The organism is Pseudomonas paraeruginosa, from assembly GCF_003025345.2.
GTDB lineage: Bacteria > Pseudomonadota > Gammaproteobacteria > Pseudomonadales > Pseudomonadaceae > Pseudomonas > Pseudomonas paraeruginosa.
In genome coordinates this window covers 3499371-3518798 of sequence record NZ_CP020560.1, presented here as the reverse complement: position 1 = coordinate 3518798, position 19428 = coordinate 3499371, and the positions used below count along the sequence as shown (strand labels likewise).

Below are 19428 nucleotides of genomic sequence, written 5' to 3'. Positions count from 1 at the left end.
CCGATCATCGTTCTACTGTTTCCGCAGCCTAAACAGCCGGGGCGGGGCTGTCCCGGTACAGCCGCGGACATAGTTGGCCATACAGTCCCTGCTGCCGGAAGCGAACGCAACTGGTAACGTCGCGGCATTTGCCGAGGAGCTTCGCCATGGATGCAAACCCCTACGCCACTCCGCGTGTCGAGCTGGTCGAGCAGGGCGTGCCGGACGGCTTTCGCCAGCGCTGGACGGCTGCGCAACTGCGGGTCCTCGCCTGGCTGTGCCTGGCCTCGATAGCCGGCGGTGTGGTGCTGATGGTGCTCAGCCTGCTCGAGGCGTTCGGCGACGGTGCCGCGCTCGGCGCCTACGCCGACTGGCTCGGCCTGCTCCTCAGCCTGCTCGGCGCCTACCTGCTGCTGCGGCTCAAGCATCTGGTCGAGTCACGCTTCCGCGGCCCTTCGCTGGCCTGGCCGGTCTGGCTGTCGATCCTCCTGACTCTGGTGGGCGAAGCCTGGAGCCTGCTGGCAGTGACGGACGACGCGCTGCAGGAGTGGCACTGGCAGGCGCTGGTGTACTTCGCACTGCTCGCGCTGCTTGGCGTCGCCACCCTCTGGCTGGGCCTGCGCCTGCTCAAGCGGGAGAACCTCTATCCCTCGCTGCGGATCATGGCCTGGCTGGACATCGCCGGTGGCGCGATGGTGGTTTCGGTTCTGCTGCTGGTGCTGGCGATGCTGCCACTGCTGGCCGCCACCGTGGCCATGGCGCTGGCCTACTGGCGTGCGGCGCGGGAGCTGGAGCAGGGGCGGGGGTGAAGACCGGCCTTGTCGCTCGGCGCTAGTCGGCGTCCGCCGCCGTCTCGCCACGAACGCCGGCATGCGTCCGGGCCAGCGTGCGGTTGACCGCCAGCCAGCCGGTAACCGCTTCGCCACCGGCTTCCTCCAGGCAGCGCTGTAGCAGCCGCGACTGTTCCCGGCGCAGCGCTTTCTCCAGGCGTACGCCCTCGCCGGTGAGGCCGAGCAGGCGCTTGCGCCTGTCCTCGTCGGCGGCGGCGCTGCTGATCAGGTCCATCTCCAGCAACTGGCGCAATGGAATGTTCAGCGCCTGCTTGGTCACCCCGAGCAGGGCCAGCAATTCCTTCACGCTGAGTCCCGGGTGGCGGGCGATGAAGAACAGGATGCGGTGGTGCACGCGCCCCAGGCCGCGGCGGGCGAGCATCTCGTCCGGCTTGGCGGTGAATGCCTGGTAGGCGAAGAAGAAGGCTTCCATCATGGCCTGCTGCTGGACGGCGTGGTTTTTCAGGTCAGGCATATTGACGCTTCCGGGGGCGGCATCGTAGTTTCGGTCAAACAGTTTGACCCATTTTCTCACGCCTACGCTACCGGTGAACCCATGGCCTTCTCTGAACGCATCTCCCGCCTGAAAAGCTCCTTGATCCGCGAAATCCTCGCCGCGGCACAGCGTCCGGAGGTGATGTCGTTCGCCGGCGGGCTGCCGGCCGAACCGATGCTGCCGAAGGTGCAGTGGGAGCAGATGCCGGCCTCCATGGGCCAGTACGGCATGAGCGAGGGCGAGCCGGCCCTGCGCGAAGCCATCGCCGCCGAGGCGCGTGCACTCGGAGTACCCTGCGAGGCGAGCCAGGTTCTGGTCGTCAGCGGTTCGCAGCAGACCCTCGACCTGGCCAGCAAGCTGTTCATCGACCCGGGCACCGAGGTGCTGCTCGAGGCGCCTACCTACCTCGCCGCGCTACAGGCCTTCCAATTGTTCGGCGCCGATTGCGTAACCGTGCCGCTGGGTGCCGAGGGCCCCGACCTGGTTGCCCTGCGGCAGCGCCTGGAGCGACACAAGCCGGCTTTCGCCTACCTGATCCCGACCTTCCAGAATCCGTCTGGCGTGCGCTACAGCGAAGAACGCCGCGATGCGGTAGCGGCGCTGCTCGACGAATTCGGCGTGACCCTGATCGAAGACGAACCCTATCGCGAGCTGGTGTTCGACGAGGGCCGCGCGTCCCCGCTGGTCAGCCGCCTGCGCAAGTCCAGCTGGATCTACACCGGCACGGTGTCCAAGACCCTGCTGCCGGGGCTGCGCGTCGGTTTCCTGATCGCCACCCCGGACCTGTTCCCGCACCTGCTGCGCCTGAAGCAGTCGGCCGACCTGCATACCAACCGGGTAGGGCAGTGGCAGGCGCTGCAATGGTTCGGCAGCGAGGCCTACCGCCAGCACCTGGCCGAGCTGCGCGGCTTCTACCGGGTCCGCCGCGACGCCATGCAGGAGGCGCTGCTGGAACACTTCGGCGAGCTGGCCGAATGGAACATCCCGGAGGGTGGGCTGTTCTTCTGGCTGACCCTAAAGCAGCCGCTGGATACCCGCACCCTGCTCAAGCCGGCGTTGGCCGCGGACGTCGCCTTCATGCCCGGCGAACCCTTCTTCGCCGAGCCGGAGCAGAATCTCGGGCGCCTGCGCCTGAACTTCAGCCATGTCGCTCCGGAGCGCCTGCACGAAGGCCTGCGGCGCCTGGCCAAGGTCGTCCGCGACGCCCAGGCCGCCGCAGCGGCCTGAACCTTCGCCGGCGCTCCTCCGCGCCGGCCTCCGACCCCAGGAGCGACACGATGTACAAGGTCTACGGTGATTACCGTTCGGGCAACTGCTACAAGATCAAGCTGGCCATGTCGCTGCTCGGCATCGACTACCAGTGGCTACCGGTGGACATCCTAAAGGGCGAGACCCAGACCCCGGAATTCCTGGCGAAGAACCCCAACGGCAAGATTCCGGTGCTGGAGCTGGAGGACGGCAGTTGCCTGTGGGAGTCCAACGCGATCCTCAACTTCCTCGCCGACGGCAGTGCCCTGCTGCCCAGCGAACCGCGCCTGCGCACCCAGGTGCTGCAATGGCAATTCTTCGAGCAATACAGCCATGAGCCCTATGTGGCCGTGGCGCGCTTCATCAAGCTCTACCTCGGCCTCCCGGAGGCCCGCCGCGCCGAATTCGAAGAGAAGAAAACCGGCGGCTACAAGGCCCTCGACGTCATGGAAAAACAGCTCGCGCGCACGCCGTTCCTGGTCGGAGAACAGTTCTCCATTGCCGATATCACCCTCTACGCCTACACCCATGTCGCCGACGAAGGCGGCTTCGACCTGACGGCCTATCCGGCGATCCGCGCGTGGATCAGGCGGGTAGGGGAGGTGCCTGGGTACGTGGGGATGCTGGACTGAGGGAAGGAACTGTCCAAAGCGGGCAGGCACTTTTCAGACGATGGATTCAAAGCCGCCTTCGCGGCGGAAAAGGCCGGCGGGTGATACCGCCGGTCTTTCTTTATTCGGCATTCGGCGAAGGTTCGCCTACCTGTTTTGGCTCCATTGCACATCGCTAGTGGCCGTATGTCGCACGGTCACTGTTCTGGCCGGGGAACTGGGCGAGCCGGCTGCTAGCGTGCCAACATGGCGTCCAATGGAAGCTGGGCTGGTCGTGGGGACGGTTTGCACGGCCTCCCGTTGGGTCAGGGTTACGCCTCATCGGAGGCTGTGTCCCGCAATGCCCCGAGCTTATTTCCCTGTATTTCTGTTTCAGTTTCATCAGTTGCTCAAGTGTCATTCGTTTCGCATTTCTTTAGAAGAAACAGTTGAGATGATGCGGGGCTGGAATGTTGTGTGCAGCTTTTTGCGCAGTTGCGTGCTAGGCAGCGTTAACAAGGGCTTGAAGACTAATTTTGAAAGGCTGGAAGTTACGGTTGTGCAGCTTTTTGCACATCCTTGAGTTCTATTCTCAGCCAAGGACGGAATCATTGGAGGTCTTTTGGCATATTGGCCTTCTTAAGGCTGAGGGCTGTTTCTTGTTTTTTTAACTACCTGTTTTGGTAGGGTTTTCCAAAAGGCCACCAATGTCGTTATGATGGCTGTCGACGCACTGCAAGGCCGTAGAAACAGGCTTGCCATTTGATGACCCTTCATTGATACGTATCAGCGAATAGGAAAATTCCCAAAAAAGGGAGCTCCTATTGCAAGCCGGTTTTTATGTTGTTTTCATGAGGAGACAAAGCGCTCGGCAGTTTACTGGGATTCTCATTTGGGTTTCCCTGCCAAGCAATTGAGCTATCAAGATATTTACTGACGCACATGGTGTGCATTGAAGGGTTAGGATGACCTATTCAAGCAAGCTCTCCTTGCATTATCTCGAACTCGCGGACCAGCCGATTTCAAAGGATGTCTTTGCGGGGGAAGATGTGCGTTTCTCCAGTGAGTACGAAGCCCTGGAGAACGAGTTGGGCAAGGCGCTGTCGCTCCACGAAAGTGGTCAGGTCGACTGGTTGAAGATCCTGGAAAACAGCGAGGTGCTTCTGCGCACCCAGTCCAAGGACCTGCGTGTCGCCGCTTGGTTGACCTGGGCTCTCTACCAGCGCGAGTCCTTTAGCGGGTTGCTGGCCGGCCTGGGACTGCTGGACCGGTTGTGCTGCAGGCACTGGGTCGAGATGCACCCGGCCAAGCCGCGCACCCGAGCCGCGGCCATCGCCTGGCTGGTGCCTCGATTGGAGCAGGCGCTCAGCGAGAGCGTTCCGCTCAAGGAGCAATTCCCCCTATTCCGACGTCTCGTCGAGCATCTGGACAGCCTCGATTCCGTCTTGACCGAGCAGTTGGGCGATGAAGCACCGTTGCTCCTGCCTATCAGCCGGCGCCTGGCGAGCATGCTCCAGCGCACCACTGACGACCAGCCGGAGCCCGGGATGGTCGGCGCCATGGTGGCCCAGGTCAAGCAGGCGGCCAGCCAGTTGCTGGCTCCCGGTACCCCCATCGACAACGAGCGTGACGCGCACAAGTCCATGCGCGCCCAGCAGGAAGCCGCTCGTTCCCTGTGCGCCTGGTGGCTGCGGCAGAAAGCCACCGACCTGCGCGCGCTGCGCCTCAACCGGACGATGCTCTGGCTGCCCATCGAGACCATGCCAGAGCGCAATGGCGAACAGGTCACCGCGCTCAGGGGCGTACCGGCGGACAGGCTGAAGAGCTACCAGGAGCGTTTCGCCCAAGGCCTGTACGCCGACCTGCTGGTGGAGTTGGAAGCGAGCCTGTCCCGGGCGCCGTTCTGGTTCGACGGGCAGCGTTTGGTCTGGGAATGTCTGCAGGGGCTCAATGCCGATAAGGCTATGCGGGAAGTCGAGATGCATTTTGCGCTGCTGCTGCAGCGGTTGCCGGGTTTGGTGGACCTGCGCTTCCACGATGGCACGGCGTTTGCCGAACCGGCCACCCGCAGCTGGATCAGTGCCCACGTCATGCCGCATCTACAGAGCGGCAGCGTCCCGCGCATGGCGGAGAACGTGGCGCTACAGGCCGAGTGGGACATCGCACTCGACGAGGCCCAGCCAATCCTGCGCAAGGACGGCTTGAAAGCCGCAGTACAGGTCCTCAAACAGGGCATGACGCGTGCACATGGCGGCCGTGCCCGGTTCTTCTGGCAACTGAGCCTGGCACGGTTGTGCTTCCTGGCGAAGAAATACGAACTGGCCAAGACCCAGCTGGAAAGCCTCGACCAGCAGTTGCACGAGTCCGGCCTCAGCGCCTGGGAACCCGAGCTTGCGCTGGATGTACTGCACCTGCTGCACAGTTGCTGCGAGCTGCTGCCGCAGAACCATGCCGTGCGAGAACGCAAGGACGACATTTATCGCAGGCTGTGCCATCTCGATCTCGAGGTGGTGCTCGAATAGGGCCGCGCGCCCTCATTTTTCAAGGAGAAAAAGCCATGGCCAAAGAAGGCTCGGTAGCCCCAAAGGAACGCATCAACGTCACTTTCAAACCCGCCACGGGCGGGGCGCAGGAGGAAATCGAACTGCCGTTGAAGCTGCTGGCGATCGGGGATTACACCCAGCGCGCGGATGAGCGCAAGGTGGAGAATCGCAAGCCCATCAGCATTGACAAGATGACCTTCGACGAAGTGCTGGCCAAGCAGGAACTGGGTCTGACCCTGAGCGTGGCCAACCGTCTGCAGGTGGAGGGGGGCGGTGAGGAGTTGGCGGTTAGCCTGCAGATCAACTCGATGAAGGACTTCAATCCCGCCAGCATCGTCGAGCAGGTGCCCGAGTTGAAGAAACTGATGGAACTGCGCGATGCGCTGGTCGCCCTCAAGGGGCCGCTGGGTAATGCCCCGGCGTTCCGCAAGGCCATCGAGGGCGTGCTGGCAGATGACGAATCCCGTAGCCGTGTGCTGGGCGAGTTGGGACTGAATACCACCCCATCCCAGGACGCCTGAGCGCCCCTAGCCAAGGAAGCAGATACATGAGCACGAATGCCGCACAGCAAAACCGGAACGAGAACGGTGAGTACAACATTCTCGACAGCATCATTGCCGAAACTCGCTTGAGCCCGGACGACGAGGCCTACGACATCGCCAGGCGCGGTGTGTCGGCCTTCATTGAGGAACTGCTCAAGCCGCAGAACGAAGGCGAGCCGGTGAAGAAGGCGATGGTCGATCGGATGATCGCCGAGATCGATGCCAAGCTCGGCAGTCAGATGGACGAGATCCTCCATCATCCGGACTTCCAGGCCCTGGAGTCGGCCTGGCGCGGCCTGCAATTGCTGGTCGACCGCACGAACTTCCGCGAGAACATCAGGATCGAGATCCTCAGCGTATCCAAGGAGGACTTGCTGGACGATTTCGAGGACTCGCCGGAGGTAATGCAATCCGGCCTGTACAAGCATATCTACACCGCAGAATATGGACAGTTCGGTGGCCAGCCGGTCGGCGCGATCATCGCCAACTACTACCTGTCGCCCAGCTCGCCGGACGTCAAGCTGATGCAGTACGTCTCCAGCGTGGCCTGCATGGCCCACGCGCCGTTCGTGGCCGCTGCCGGGCCAAAGTTTTTCGGTCTGGAGAGCTTTACCGGGCTGCCGGACCTGAAGGACCTGAAGGATCACTTCGAAGGCCCGCAGTTCGCCAAGTGGCAGAGCTTCCGCCAGTCCGAGGATTCTCGCTATGTGGCGCTGACCGTCCCGCGCTTCCTGCTGCGCACGCCCTACGATCCGGAAGAAAACCCGGTCAAATCGTTCGCCTACAAGGAGACCGTGGCCAACAGCCACGAGCATTACCTGTGGGGCAACACCGCCTATGCCTTTGGTACCAGGCTGACCGACAGCTTCGCCAAGTACCGTTGGTGCCCGAACATCGTCGGGCCGCAGAGCGGCGGCGCGGTGGAGGACTTGCCGCTGCATCACTTCGAAAGCATGGGCGAGATCGAGACCAAGATTCCTACCGAGGTGCTGGTGTCCGATCGCCGCGAGTTCGAGTTGGCCGAGGAAGGCTTCATTTCCCTGACCATGCGCAAGGGTAGCGATAACGCAGCGTTCTTTTCCGCCAGTTCGGTGCAGAAGCCGAAGTTCTTCGGTATCAGTGCCGAAGGCAAGGCTGCGGAGCTGAACTACAAGCTCGGTACGCAACTCCCGTACATGATGATCGTCAACCGCCTGGCCCATTACCTGAAGGTGCTGCAACGCGAGCAACTGGGCTCTTGGAAGGAACGCACCGACCTGGAACTGGAACTGAACAAGTGGATCCGCCAGTACGTTGCCGACCAGGAAAACCCCAGCGCCGAGGTCCGCGGCCGGCGTCCTCTGCGTGCCGCGCAGATCATCGTCAGTGATGTCGAGGGTGAGCCGGGCTGGTACCGCGTCAGCTTGAACGTGCGTCCGCACTTCAAGTACATGGGGGCGGACTTCACCCTGTCGTTGGTCGGCAAGTTGGACAAGGAGTAAGCGGGGCGTCCCATGACCGGATACGGCAGTCTGTTCGAACGCCTCACCGGCGAGACGGATAAACGCGCTGGCTGGAGCAGCGAGGTTTCCGCCATGGCGTCGGTGGCTGCCCATCTGGCCAAGATGCTCAGCACCCGGGCGGGCAGCGTGCAGACGCTGTCCGACTACGGGTTACCCGATCTCAACGACATGCGCCTGAGCCTGCATGATGCCCTGAGCCAGGCCCGGGCGGCCATCGAAAGCTTCATCGAGGCCTATGAACCACGCCTGGGCGAGGTGCATGTCGTTCCCCTGCCGCCGGACAACGACCAACTCCGCCTGGCCTTCAGCATAGAGGGCCTGCTGGAAGTGGAGGGAGTCAAGCGCCAGGTGAGTTTTTCCGCGTGCCTGGATGGGCGCGGCCAGGTGACGGTCAGTTGAGGAGGTTCTGATGTCCTGCAAGCCCATCGTCCGTGAGCTCGCTCCTGGCGCCCGCCGGTTCCCTGGCCTGGCCGCCGATGGAGTCGAGGGCTCCAGGAAAGACAGGCAGGGACGCATGCCTGCAAGAAAGAGAATACCACTGGTTTCGGCACTGTCTTCGTTGGGCGCCGCCTCGTTCCTGGAGCCTGCCATCGCGCCTATCTGCGGATCTCTACGCCATGCCCTTTAACCACTACTACCAGAGCGAACTCACCGCACTGCGACAGTTGGGACGCCGTTTCGCCGAGCGCAGCCCAGCCTTGGCGCCGTTCCTCGGTCAGGCCGGGCGCGATCCGGACGTCGAGCGGCTGCTCGAGGGCTTCGCGTTCCTGACCGGACGGTTGCGGCAGAAGCTGGACGACGAGTTGCCGGAACTCAGCCACTCGATGATGCACTTGCTGTGGCCGAACTATATGCGCCCCTTGCCGGCGTTCAGCATCCTCCAGTTCGACCCGCTGACCCGACCAGGCGAAGCACTGCGCGTGGAACGCGATACCCCGGTGGAAAGCCGGCCGGTAGGCGAGGTCGCCTGCCGCTTCCGCACTTGCTATACCACCGAAGTCCTGCCGCTCACCCTGAAGGCGCTGAACTACTCGGTGACTGGCGACGGCGCATTGCTGGGCTTGCGACTGGAGATGAACTGCGACGGGCATCTCGGCGAGCTGCGACTGAACCGCCTGCGCCTGCACCTGACTGGCGAGCGTTACATCAGCCAGATGCTCTACCTGTGCCTATTGCGCAATCTGGACAATATCCAACTGATCCCGTTAGGCGCCCAGGGGCTTCCGCTCGATGGGGTCGACGGCAAGCCGCTGGCGTTTCGCCTGGCGGGCGAGCGGGTGCGGCCGGTGGGGTTCGCCGAGGACGAGGCGCTGATTCCCTATCCGCTGAATACCTTCCGCGGCTACCGCTACCTGCAGGAGTACTTCGCGTTCCAGGACAAGTTCCTTTTCGTCGACGTCGATGGACTGGAGCTGCTCGACAGCCTGCCCGATGACCTCCTCAAGCAGGTTCGTGGCCTGGATTTGCGTTTCGATATCCGCAAGAACGGCATCCAGCGCCTGCACCCGACGCTGGAGAATATCAGGCTGTACTGCACTCCGGTGGTCAACCTGTTCCGCCATGATGCGCTACCTATCCGTCTCGACGGCAAGCAGGACGAGTACCTGCTTATGCCGGTCAGATATGCCCTGGAGGACTGCGGAGTGTTCTCGGTGGAAAGTGTCACCGGCTGGCGGCCGGGCGGACTAGGCTACCGGGGATATGTGCCGTTCGAATCGTTCGAGCACGATCCCAGCTTCGATGTACCCGAGGCTCGTCCCCATTACAGCATCCGGCAACGCACCTCGCTCCTGCATGATGGCCTGGATACCTACCTGAGCTTCGGCATCCGCCATCCCGAGCAGATCGAGACGCTGTCGGTGGAGCTTACCTGCACGAATCAGAACCTGCCGCAGCGGCTGCGCCTGGGCGACATCTGCGTCGCCTGCGAAGGCACACCGGAGTTCCTCGGTTTCCGCAATATCACCCCGGCGACCCCGAGTTACGCGCCGCCGTTGCACCGCGACTTCCTCTGGAAGCTGATCAGCAACATGTCGCTCAACTACCTGTCTTTGGCCAACGTCGATGCACTCAAGGTGATCCTCGAAACCTACGACCTGCCGCGCTACTACGACCAGCATGCCGCGAAGGTCAGCAAGCGCCTGCTGGGCGGGCTCAAGGCGGTCCGCCACGAGCATGTCGACCGCTTGCACCGAGGGCTGCCGCTGCGCGGCTTGCGTACCGAGCTGACGATCGATCCGGAAGGCTATATCGGCGAGGGCGACCTGTTTGTGTTCGCTTCGGTTCTGAACGAATTTTTCGCACTTTACGCCAGCATCAACTCTTACCACGAATTGCGGGTGAGGAGCACACAGGGAGACGTGTACCAATGGAAACCGCGCATGGGTTTGCAGCCCCTGCTGTAAGCGCGTTGGCACGGGGTATTCGCGAATACTCGCTGTTCCAGGCGGTCCTGCTGGTCATGGATCGTCTGCGCGAGCAATACCCCGGGCTGGGGGACGAGGCGCTTTACGATCAGCTGGAATTCCAGGCCAATCCTAGTCTCGGCTTTCCGGCCAGCGATATAGATCGGGTGGAGTTCTTCGAAGAGCGCGGCATGCTGCGGGCGCGGCTGCGCTTCAACCTGATGGGGTTGTTCGGTTCCAGTTCGCCGCTGCCGGCGTTCTACAGCGAGCAGGCCCTGGGCGACAGTGAGGAGAGTAACCCTACGCGGAACTTCCTCGATCTTTTCCATCACCGCCTGCATCGGTTGCTGTTGCCCATCTGGCGCAAGTATCGCTACCGGGTGAGCTTCCAGAGCGGCGCGAGCGATGCGTTCTCCGCCCAATTGTTCTCCCTTGTCGGGCTGGGTGGAGAAGAGATCCGCAAGGCCAGGGAGCTGAACTGGAAACGTCTGCTGCCCTACCTCGGTCTGCTCAGCCTGCGGGCTCACTCGGCGGCCCTGATCGAGTCGGTGCTGCGCTACTACTTCAAGCACGCCGAGCTGCTCGCCGAGCAATGCATCGAACGGCGCGTCGCGATCCTCGAGGAGCAGCGCAACCGGCTCGGTCTGTTCAACAGCCAGCTTGGCGAGGACGCAGTGCTGGGCGAACGGGTTCGCGACCGCAGCGGCAAGTTCCGCATTCATATCCGCCAGCTCGATTGGCAGCGCTTTCACGAGTTCCTGCCAATCGGTCCCGGTTACCAGCCGCTTTGTGCGCTGGTGCGCTTCACCCTGCGTGACCCGCTCGACTATGACATCCGACTGGTCCTGCGCCACGAGGAAATCCGCGAGTTCCGCATCGGCGCGCAGAACCCGTGCCGCCTTGGCTGGACCAGTTGGCTGGGCCGGGAACGCGCCGATGGCGTGGTGACGCTGGGCAGCATGATTCATTAAGGATGGATGAGCATGATCAACGTAGACCTGCAACAACTGATTCAGGCGCTGGATGCCGACACCCGGCGCGACCTGGAGGGCTCCGCCGAGCGCTGCGTCGCCCGCGGCGGCAGCAGGGTACTGGTGGAAGACCTGTTGCTGGGCCTGCTGGAGCGTCCCCAGGGATTGCTGGCGCGCGCCCTGCAGGATGCCGCGGTGGACGCCGGCGAACTCAACGCCGCGTTGCAAGCGCGGGGCGAGCACAGTGCCTCGCGCAATCCGGTGTTCGCGCCCGAGCTGGTGCAGTGGCTGCAGGATGCGCTGTTGCTGGCCAACCTCGAACTGGGCCGTAGCCAGATCGACCAGGCGGCATTGATCCTGGCCCTGCTACGCAACCCGTTGCGCTATGCCGGCAGCCGCTACCAGCCGCTGCTGGCGCGGCTCGACATCGAGCGGTTGAAGGATTTCGCGCTCTCGCAGCCGCTGGAGGGCGCGCCCAGCGGCAAGCCGGGCGGCGGCGAGTCCCTGTTGCAGCGTTTCACCCACAACCTTACCCAGCAGGCGCGCGACGGCAAGCTCGATCCGGTGCTCTGTCGCGACGGGGCTATTCGCCAGATGGTCGACATCCTGGCCCGTCGGCGGAAAAACAACCCCATCGTGGTCGGCGAGGCTGGCGTCGGCAAGACCGCCATCGTCGAAGGCCTGGCCTCGCGGATCGCCGCAGGGGAAGTGCCGCCGGCACTGAGGGACGTCGAGCTGTTGTCCCTCGACATGGGCCTGTTGCAGGCCGGTGCCAGCGTGAAGGGCGAGTTCGAGCGGCGCCTGAAAGGCGTCATTGACGAAGTGAAGGCGGCGCCCAGGCCGACCATCCTGTTCATCGACGAGGCCCATACGCTGATCGGCGCGGGCGGTCAGGCCGGCGGCTCGGATGCCGCCAACCTGCTCAAGCCGGCCCTGGCACGCGGTGAGTTGCGTACCATCGCGGCGACGACCTGGGCCGAGTACAAGAAGTATTTCGAGAAGGACCCGGCGCTGGCCCGGCGTTTCCAGCCCGTGCAACTGCATGAGCCGAGCGTTGCCGAAGCGGTGACAATCCTGCGTGGCCTGGCCCGTGTTTACGAGGAAAGCCACGGTATCTACCTGCGCGACGACGCGGTGGTGGCAGCCGCCGAACTGTCCGCCCGCTACCTGGCGGGTCGCCAGTTGCCGGACAAGGCCGTCGACGTCCTCGACACCGCCTGTGCGCGGGTGCGCATCAGCCTGGCGGCGGCGCCGGAGAGTCTCGAGCGCCTGCGCGGCGAGCTGGCCGAAGGTGAGCGCCAGCGCCAGGCCCTGCGCCGCGATGCCGAGGCAGGGCTGCCGATCGACCACGAGGCCCTGCAGGTGCTGGAAGAACGCCTGGCCCAAGCGGAAAGTGAGCGGCACGTACAAGAGGGCCAGTGGAACCATCAGCGCGAGCTCGCCGAGCGCCTGCTCGCCCTGCGCCAGCAATTGGCCAGGGCCCGCGAGGCGAGCCGGGAAGAGCAGGGCGGCGAGGCGGACGCGGAGGCTTTCCCGGCCGACGAGCATGGCGGTGTCGAAGCCCTGGAAAAGGCCCTTCACGAAACCCGCCAGGCACTCGCCGATGCCCAGGCCCAGGGGCGGCTGGTCAGTTTCGAGGTCTGCCCGCGCCTGGTCGCCGAGGTGATCAGCGCTTGGACCGGTGTACCGGTGGAGCAACTGGCGCGGGAGCACAATGCCAAGGTGGTGGGGTTCGCCGACGACCTGCGGGCGCGAATCCGGGGCCAGGAACAGGCGATCAGGGCACTGGACCGTTCGATGCGCGCCACCGCGTCAGGGCTGAACAAGCCCGATGCGCCGGTCGGTGTGTTCCTTCTGGTGGGGCCGAGCGGGGTGGGCAAGACCGAGACCGCGCTGGCGCTAGCCGACCTGCTGTATGGCGGCGAGCGTTTCATCACCACCATAAACATGTCCGAATTTCAGGAGAAGCACTCCGTCTCGCGCCTGATCGGTGCACCGCCCGGATATGTCGGCTATGGCGAGGGTGGCATGCTCACCGAGGCGGTACGCCAGAAGCCCTATTCGGTGGTGTTGTTGGACGAAGTGGAGAAGGCCGATCCGGACGTGCTCAACCTTTTCTACCAGATATTCGACAGGGGTGTAGCCAACGATGGCGAAGGGCGCGAGATCGATTTCCGCAATACCCTGTTCCTGATGACCTCCAACCTCGCCAGCGAACGTATCGCTGCGCTTTGCCGGGACGGCGAGCGGCCGTCCCCCGAGATTCTCGAAGACACCATCCGCCCGGTGCTCAGCCAGCATTTCAAACCGGCGTTGCTGGCACGGATGCGGGTGGTGCCGTACTACCCGGTGGGCGGCAGGGTGCTGCGAGAGCTGATCGGGATCAAGCTGGACCGGCTCGGCGAGCGCCTGGCCCGCCGCCACCTGGCTTTCGACTACAGCTCTGCGCTGGTGGATCACCTGGGTGAACGTTGCATCCAGAGCGACAGTGGCGCCCGGCTGATCGATCATCTGCTGGACACTCATCTTCTGCCTCTGGTGGCCGACCGGTTGCTGCAGGCGATGGCGCGCGACGAGCGGCTCGTACGGGTTCACGCGACACTCGACGAGCACGGACACGTGTTCTGCGAGTTCGCCTGAGGTGGCTGCTATGTTCAGTCGTGTTGCGCAACCGCTGTCCTTTGCCGAAGCCCTGCTGGCGCAGTTCACCGCGCTGTCACGGGAAACCGATGCCTCGGCCTTGCTGGGAGGCTTCGCGTGCGCTGTCGGTAAGCTCTGCGGATGCGAGCTGAGCCAACTGTACCTGCTCGACCAGACCCATACGGTGCTCACACTCAGCGCCGAGTGCCGCGATGGCCTGCTGCAGGCGCTGGAGCCCTCCATCCTGCCGGCAGACTACAACGGCGAGCAACTGCTGCAGTTCGCTCTTTGTCAGAACCGTGTGGTCAGCCTCGTTGACCTTCCGGCCCGGCTGCACGAGACCGGCTTCCTGCCGCTACGGGACAAGCCGTGGCTGTCCCTGCTGTGCGTGCCGCTGATGAGCCCGGAAAAAACGGTAGGAGGGGTGGTTGTCTGCGCCACCCTGCGGCCACTGAACCTGCAGGGGTTCGCCCATGCGCTGGGCCAGCTCGGCTCGTTCGTGCTGGCCCAGTTGCATTTGCTGCAGCGCCTGGCGCATCCCGCCAGTGAGCCGCAGGGACCATCCAGTGCGCCGGTGGTCAGCGGCTACGGGCTGATCGGTCGGAGCGCGGCGATGCGCGAGACCTGCCGGATGATCAGCAAGGTCCTGCATACCCCCTACACGGTACTGCTGCAGGGCGAGACCGGTACCGGCAAGGAGGTGGTCGCACGGGCGATCCACGAGTACGGTCCACGACGCTCGCAGGCCTTCGTGGTGCAGAACTGCGCGGCGTTTCCGGAAAACTTGCTGGAGAGCGAACTGTTCGGCTACCGAAAGGGCGCTTTTACCGGTGCCGAACGCGACCGCCCCGGGCTGTTCGACGCCGCCGACGGCGGAACCCTGTTGCTCGACGAGATCGGCGACATGTCCCTGCCGCTCCAGGCCAAGCTGTTGCGCGTGCTGCAGGAAGGCGAGATTCGCCCGCTCGGTGGCAACGACACGCACAAGGTCGATGTACGCATCATCGCCGCTACCCACCGTGACCTCGCCCTGCTGGTACGCGATGGCAAGTTCCGCGAAGACCTCTACTACCGACTGGCGCAGTTTCCCATCGAGTTGCCGCCGTTGCGCCAGCGCGAGGGCGACGCCCTCGAACTGGCCCGGCATTTCGCCGAACGCGCCTGCGTGTTCCTGCGTCGCGCGCCGCTGGGCTGGTCCGCGGAAGCGCTGGAACTGCTCGAGGGCTATGGCTTTCCCGGCAACGTTCGGGAGCTGAAGGGACTGGTGGAATGCGCGGTATTGCTCTGCGAAGGCGACGTGCTGCTGGCCGAACACTTTTCCCTGCGCGCCCCTCCGGAAGCGGAGGCGCCACTCAAGCTGCGCGAGCATCTGGAGCAGATCGAACGGGACCTGCTGCTCGCCTGCCTGCGCAGAAACGCTGGCAACCAGACCCTCGCCGCGCGCGAACTGGGTCTGCCGCGCCGAACCCTGATCTATCGCATGGGACGCCTGAACATTCATTTCGGCGATCCCCGGACCTGAAGCCCATGATCGAGATTTCCTTCCATCCATCCCTGCCGGGCGCGCGCCTGGAGCGCGGCGTCCGCGGCCCCTCCATGGAGACTCCCTGATGCCTGTTCGTCACTGGCCCTCCGTGCTTCTGGCCCTGGCCGTCCTCTGCGGCCTCGCCGGTTGCAGCGGCAACTACAAATTCAACGACGGCGACTATCGCCCGCTTGGCGATCCGCAGGTGGTCAATCGCGGCAAGTGACCGCAAGGAGCGATCTCATGGAACTGGTATTGGAAATGCTCAGCGCCAAGCAATTCGTACCGACGGAGCTATGCAGCAAGACCTTCGGCAGGAACGGCGGCCTCATCGGCCGCGGCGGTGAGTGCGATTGGGCGATTCCCGATCGCAAGCGGCACCTGTCCAAGCAGCATGCGCGGGTCAGCTATCGCAACGGCGCGTTCTACCTGACCGACACCAGCAGCAACGGCATCCGCGCCGGCAACGGCAGCCGCCTGCCGCATGGCGAGCCGCAGCGCATCGAGCAGGACAGCGTCTTCCTGCTCGGCGACTTCGAAATCCGCGCGCGGTTGCTGCGCGAGCCCGACGAGTTCGCCATGGACGTCGGGCGGCCGCAGCCGGCGGGCAGCATCATTCCGGACGATGCCTTCCTGGCCCTCGATCCGTTGCAGGCGCTCGACCAGGACGGTACAGATGCCTACGAACTCGACGACCTGAGCGCGATCGCCCAGCCCAGTCATGAGGCCGGGGCGCGTGCGGACTACGCGCGGATCGACATGGAAAGCCTGGTCGTACCGGAGCTGGTGCCCGCTCCGGCGGCTCCGCAGGAACCCGTGGAAAGTCCGCGTCCGGAACACGACGAAGCCTTCTGGCAGCGTTTCGGCCAGGCCCTCGGAGTGGACCTCGAAGGCCTCGACGGCGCTGCGCGCGAAGCGCTGGCGATCAATGCCGCCGGTTTGCTGCGGCAGTGCATCGGCGGCTTGCAGCAGAGCCTGCGGACCCGCAGCGAACTGAAGAACGAACTGCGCCTGTCGCTGAGCACGTTGCGCGATACCGGCAAGAATCCCTTGCGCTTCAGCGGCGATGCCAGCGAGGCGCTGGGGCATCTGCTACGGGATGGCAAGCCTGGCCAGTTGAGTGGCGAACAGGCCGTCGCACGCAGTTTCCGCGACCTCCAGGCGCACCAGGTAGCGCTGCTCGGCGCCAGCCGGGCGGCGGTGCGCGCGACCCTCGAGCATTTCTCGCCGCAGCAGCTGGCCCTGCGTTTCGAGCGCGATGGCCGCCGGCCGTTGCTGGCCACCTCGGGCAGCCGCTGGCGTGCCTACGGTCGCTACCACCAGTCGCTATGCCAGGACAATGACTGGAGCGAGCGCCTGCTGGCGCGTGATTTCGCCCAGGCCTACGAAGAACAGGTTCGCCTGATTTCCACCCTCTACACCGAGCACCAAGGATGATCGCCATGTCTCGTCGCCCGATCCCGCCAGCCAGGGCGCTGGCCATGCTCGCCGTCCTGGCGCTGCTGGCCGGTTGTTCCACGCTGTCGCCGTATTCCAAACTGACCAAGCTCGACCTCGCCCTGAGCGCCGGCGAGCGGGTCAATCCCGACCTCAATGGCCGGCCGTCGCCGGTGGTAGTGCGGCTGTTCGAGCTGAAGCACCCGGTGGCGTTCGAGAACGCCGACTTCTTCAGCCTCTACGAACGTCCCAAGGAGACCCTGGACCCCGACCTGGTGACCAGCGAGGAGCTGGAGCTGCGTCCCGGCGAGCGGGTCGAACTCAAGCTCAGCGTGGAGCAGGGGAGCCGCTACGTGGGCGTGCTCGCCGCCTACCGCGATCTCGGCGAGGCAAGCTGGCGCTACGTGGTGCCGGTCACGGCGAAAGAGCTGACCCGGGTAGAGCTGAAGCTGGACCAGAAGGGCATCCTGAATGCCGGCGAACTGCTCGGCAAGGCGGGTTACGCGCGATGAACGTGCACAAGATCGTCTGGCAGGAAGGCATGCTGCTGCGCCCGCAGCACCTGCAACACAACGACCGCTACTACGACAACCAGATGAAGGCCCGGACCCAGTTGCTGGGCAGCTACAGCTGGGGCTTCCTCGCCCTGGAGCTGGACCGCCAGTTCCTCAACATGGGCAAGCTGGTGATCAGCCAGGCCTCCGGCGTATTGCCCGACGGCAGCCTGTTCGAACTCGGCGGCAACACCGAGCCGCTCGCTCTCGACGTGCCGCCCAATACCTCGAACGTGCCGATCTACCTGGCCCTGCCGCTGGTCACCGGCAACCACATCGAGGCGCGCCGGCCGGAGCAGGCCGAGGTCCTGGCGCGCTATACCGCCTACGACCTGGAGGTGGCGGACTCCAACGCCGGCGAGGATTCCATGGTGCAGGTCAGCTGTGCGCGGCCGGATTTTCGCCTGCTGCTCGGCGAGCAGCAGAGCGACCAGGCCTACGTCAAACTGAAGGTGGCGGTGGTGCTGGACACCACGCCGGACGGGGTGATCAGCCTCGACCCTGACTTCGTGCCGAGCCACCTCCACGCCCATGCATCCGCCTACCTGCTGTCCTGCCTGAAGGAAGTGATCAGCATGCTCGGCCATCGCGGCGACACCATCGCCGAGCGTATCCGGTCCAATGGCAAGGTCGGCGGCGCGGAGGTCGGCGATTTCATGATGCTGCAACTGATCAATCGCACCGAGTTGCTGCTGCGCCACTACCTGGGATTGGAGCAGGTGCATCCGGAGCAGTTGTACCGGGTGCTGCTGACCATGCTCGGCGACCTCGCCACCTTCGGCAGCGAGAGCAAGCGTCCGCGCCTGGACAGCCGTTACCAGCACAGCGACCAGGGCGCCAGCTTCCGCAGGCTGATGGAGGCGATCCGCCAGGTCCTGTCGATGGTGCTCGAGCAGCATGCCATCGAACTGCCTCTCCAGGCCCGCCAGTACGGCATCCTGGTCTCGCCCCTGCACGACCACAAGCTGCTCGGCAGCGCCTCGTTCGTCCTCGCCGCCAGTGCCAATTGCGAGTCGGAGGAACTGCGCCAGCGCCTGCCCGCGCATCTCAAGGTGGGCGCGGTCGAGCACATTCGCCAACTGGTCAACCTGCACCTGCCGGGGATCCGGGTCAAGCCGCTGCCGGTGGCGCCGCGGCAGATCCCGTTCCACTCCAGCAAGACCTATTTCATTCTCGAACCCAACGCCGAGGACATGACCCAACTGGAGCGCTCCGGCGGTTTCGCGTTCCACGTATCCGGCGAGTTCTCCGAGCTTGAGCTGAAATTCTGGGCCATCAGGAACTGAACATGATCAAGGAAAGGGAATACCACGAGGACGAGAAGACCGTCCTCCTCGATCACCAGGGACAGGTACCGGCCCAGGGGCCGCTGACCGATTTCGCCGAACCGCCGCGCTTCGAGCAGCTCGAGGAGCGGATGATCTACGCGGCGCGCCTGCGTCCGGGCGAAGCCTTCAACGTCAGCCTGAACCCGCTGGTGGCGGCGGCTTCCGAACTGCTTTCGGAAGTGGTCCGACTCAAGCACAGCACCGTGCTGGAGAACCTTGCGGCGCTCAAGGAGCGGTTGACCTCCGCCATGAAGCTCTTCGAATTCCGCGCCGTGCAGGATGGCGTAGAAAACAGCCAGGTCATGGCGGCGCGCTACGTGCTGTGCACGGTGGTCGACGAGGCGGTGGTGACCACCCCATGGGGCAACGAAAGCGAATGGTCGAAGATCAGCCTGCTGAGCAGCTTCCATAACGAGACCTTCGGCGGCGAGAAGTTCTTCCAGTTGCTCGATCGGCTGTCGAAGAACCCGGTCAAGCATCTGCCGATGCTGGAGCTGATGTACCTCTGCCTGGCCCTAGGCTTCGAGGGCAAGTACCGGGTGATGGCTCGCGGCGTGCTCGACCTGGACGGTATTTCCGATGCGCTCTACCGGCAGATCCGCCAGTTGCGCGGCGACGTGCCGCGCGAACTGTCACCGCACTGGCAGGGGCTCAGCGACCAGCGTCGCGGCCTGGTGCGGATTGTGCCCTGGTGGATGGCGGCGTTGTTCACCCTGGTCTGCCTGGTGGTGATGTATTCGGGATTCGCCTGGGTTCTCGGCGAGCAACGCGACACGGTGCTGCAGCCATACCAGTCGCTCGATGCGGCGGCAGGACAGCCCGGTTCGTAAACACAGGG

The 19428-nt window shown here is 64.2% G+C and carries 17 protein-coding genes; 16 read left to right on the top strand and 1 reads right to left on the bottom strand.

Annotated elements, in window-relative coordinates; genetic code table 11:
* Positions 1–146 precede the first annotated feature (146 nt).
* On the top strand, positions 147–788 hold the full coding sequence (locus B7D75_RS16590) for a hypothetical protein (protein WP_034078820.1): 642 nt from the start codon (positions 147–149) through the stop codon (positions 786–788).
* A 22-nt stretch (positions 789–810) separates the two neighbouring features.
* Here the strand turns inward: B7D75_RS16590 and B7D75_RS16585 are convergent, their stop codons facing one another.
* Entirely contained in the window at positions 811–1284 is a 474-nt protein-coding gene (locus tag B7D75_RS16585; protein WP_107114234.1) for a MarR family winged helix-turn-helix transcriptional regulator, read from the bottom strand.
* A gap of 81 nt (positions 1285–1365) precedes the next feature.
* On the opposite strand from B7D75_RS16585, the gene B7D75_RS16580 reads away from it, so the two are divergent.
* From B7D75_RS16580 to icmH, 15 genes are all read left to right on the top strand, one after another.
* Positions 1366–2532, top strand: coding sequence for an aminotransferase-like domain-containing protein (locus tag B7D75_RS16580; protein WP_012076246.1), 1167 nt, complete (start codon positions 1366–1368; stop codon positions 2530–2532).
* 50 nt (positions 2533–2582) lie between these two features.
* Complete coding sequence (locus B7D75_RS16575; protein WP_012076245.1) at positions 2583–3185, top strand: glutathione S-transferase family protein; 603 nt, start codon at positions 2583–2585, stop codon at positions 3183–3185.
* Positions 3186–4108: 923 nt separating this feature from the next.
* The gene (tssA, locus tag B7D75_RS16570) at positions 4109–5665 is read left to right on the top strand and encodes a type VI secretion system protein TssA (protein WP_034078821.1); all 1557 of its coding nucleotides are present in this window, start codon (positions 4109–4111) and stop codon (positions 5663–5665) included.
* Between the two features lie 35 nt (positions 5666–5700).
* The gene (gene tssB / locus B7D75_RS16565; protein ID WP_034078822.1) at positions 5701–6207 is read left to right on the top strand and encodes a type VI secretion system contractile sheath small subunit; all 507 of its coding nucleotides are present in this window, start codon (positions 5701–5703) and stop codon (positions 6205–6207) included.
* 26 nt (positions 6208–6233) lie between these two features.
* On the top strand, positions 6234–7709 hold the full coding sequence (gene tssC, locus B7D75_RS16560) for a type VI secretion system contractile sheath large subunit (RefSeq protein ID WP_012076242.1): 1476 nt from the start codon (positions 6234–6236) through the stop codon (positions 7707–7709).
* A 12-nt stretch (positions 7710–7721) separates the two neighbouring features.
* Complete coding sequence (tssE, locus tag B7D75_RS16555) at positions 7722–8129, top strand: type VI secretion system baseplate subunit TssE (protein ID WP_003154521.1); 408 nt, start codon at positions 7722–7724, stop codon at positions 8127–8129.
* Positions 8130–8347: 218 nt separating this feature from the next.
* The gene (gene tssF / locus B7D75_RS16550; protein WP_003154519.1) at positions 8348–10135 is read left to right on the top strand and encodes a type VI secretion system baseplate subunit TssF; all 1788 of its coding nucleotides are present in this window, start codon (positions 8348–8350) and stop codon (positions 10133–10135) included.
* Positions 10099–11106, top strand: a complete 1008-nt coding sequence (gene tssG, locus B7D75_RS16545; protein ID WP_107114233.1) for a type VI secretion system baseplate subunit TssG — start codon at positions 10099–10101, stop codon at positions 11104–11106. The genes tssF and tssG overlap by 37 nt, the downstream gene beginning before the upstream one ends.
* Positions 11107–11112: 6 nt before the next feature.
* Entirely contained in the window at positions 11113–13746 is a 2634-nt protein-coding gene (tssH, locus tag B7D75_RS16540; RefSeq protein WP_079384996.1) for a type VI secretion system ATPase TssH, read from the top strand.
* A gap of 10 nt (positions 13747–13756) precedes the next feature.
* On the top strand, positions 13757–15268 hold the full coding sequence (locus tag B7D75_RS16535; RefSeq protein ID WP_034078825.1) for a sigma-54 interaction domain-containing protein: 1512 nt from the start codon (positions 13757–13759) through the stop codon (positions 15266–15268).
* An 88-nt stretch (positions 15269–15356) separates the two neighbouring features.
* Positions 15357–15497, top strand: coding sequence for a hypothetical protein (locus B7D75_RS16530; protein WP_043100850.1), 141 nt, complete (start codon positions 15357–15359; stop codon positions 15495–15497).
* 17 nt (positions 15498–15514) lie between these two features.
* Complete coding sequence (gene tagH / locus B7D75_RS16525; RefSeq protein ID WP_043100852.1) at positions 15515–16708, top strand: type VI secretion system-associated FHA domain protein TagH; 1194 nt, start codon at positions 15515–15517, stop codon at positions 16706–16708.
* Positions 16709–16713: 5 nt separating this feature from the next.
* Positions 16714–17220: a type VI secretion system lipoprotein TssJ gene (gene tssJ, locus B7D75_RS16520; RefSeq protein ID WP_034078930.1), complete on the top strand. Its 507-nt coding sequence runs from the start codon at positions 16714–16716 to the stop codon at positions 17218–17220.
* The gene (gene tssK / locus B7D75_RS16515; RefSeq protein WP_012076237.1) at positions 17217–18548 is read left to right on the top strand and encodes a type VI secretion system baseplate subunit TssK; all 1332 of its coding nucleotides are present in this window, start codon (positions 17217–17219) and stop codon (positions 18546–18548) included. The genes tssJ and tssK overlap by 4 nt, the downstream gene beginning before the upstream one ends.
* 2 nt (positions 18549–18550) lie before the next feature.
* Positions 18551–19420 (top strand): type IVB secretion system protein IcmH/DotU, encoded by an 870-nt coding sequence (icmH, locus tag B7D75_RS16510; RefSeq protein ID WP_107114232.1) that lies wholly within the window; start codon positions 18551–18553, stop codon positions 19418–19420.
* The last annotated feature ends 8 nt before the right edge of the window (positions 19421–19428 follow it).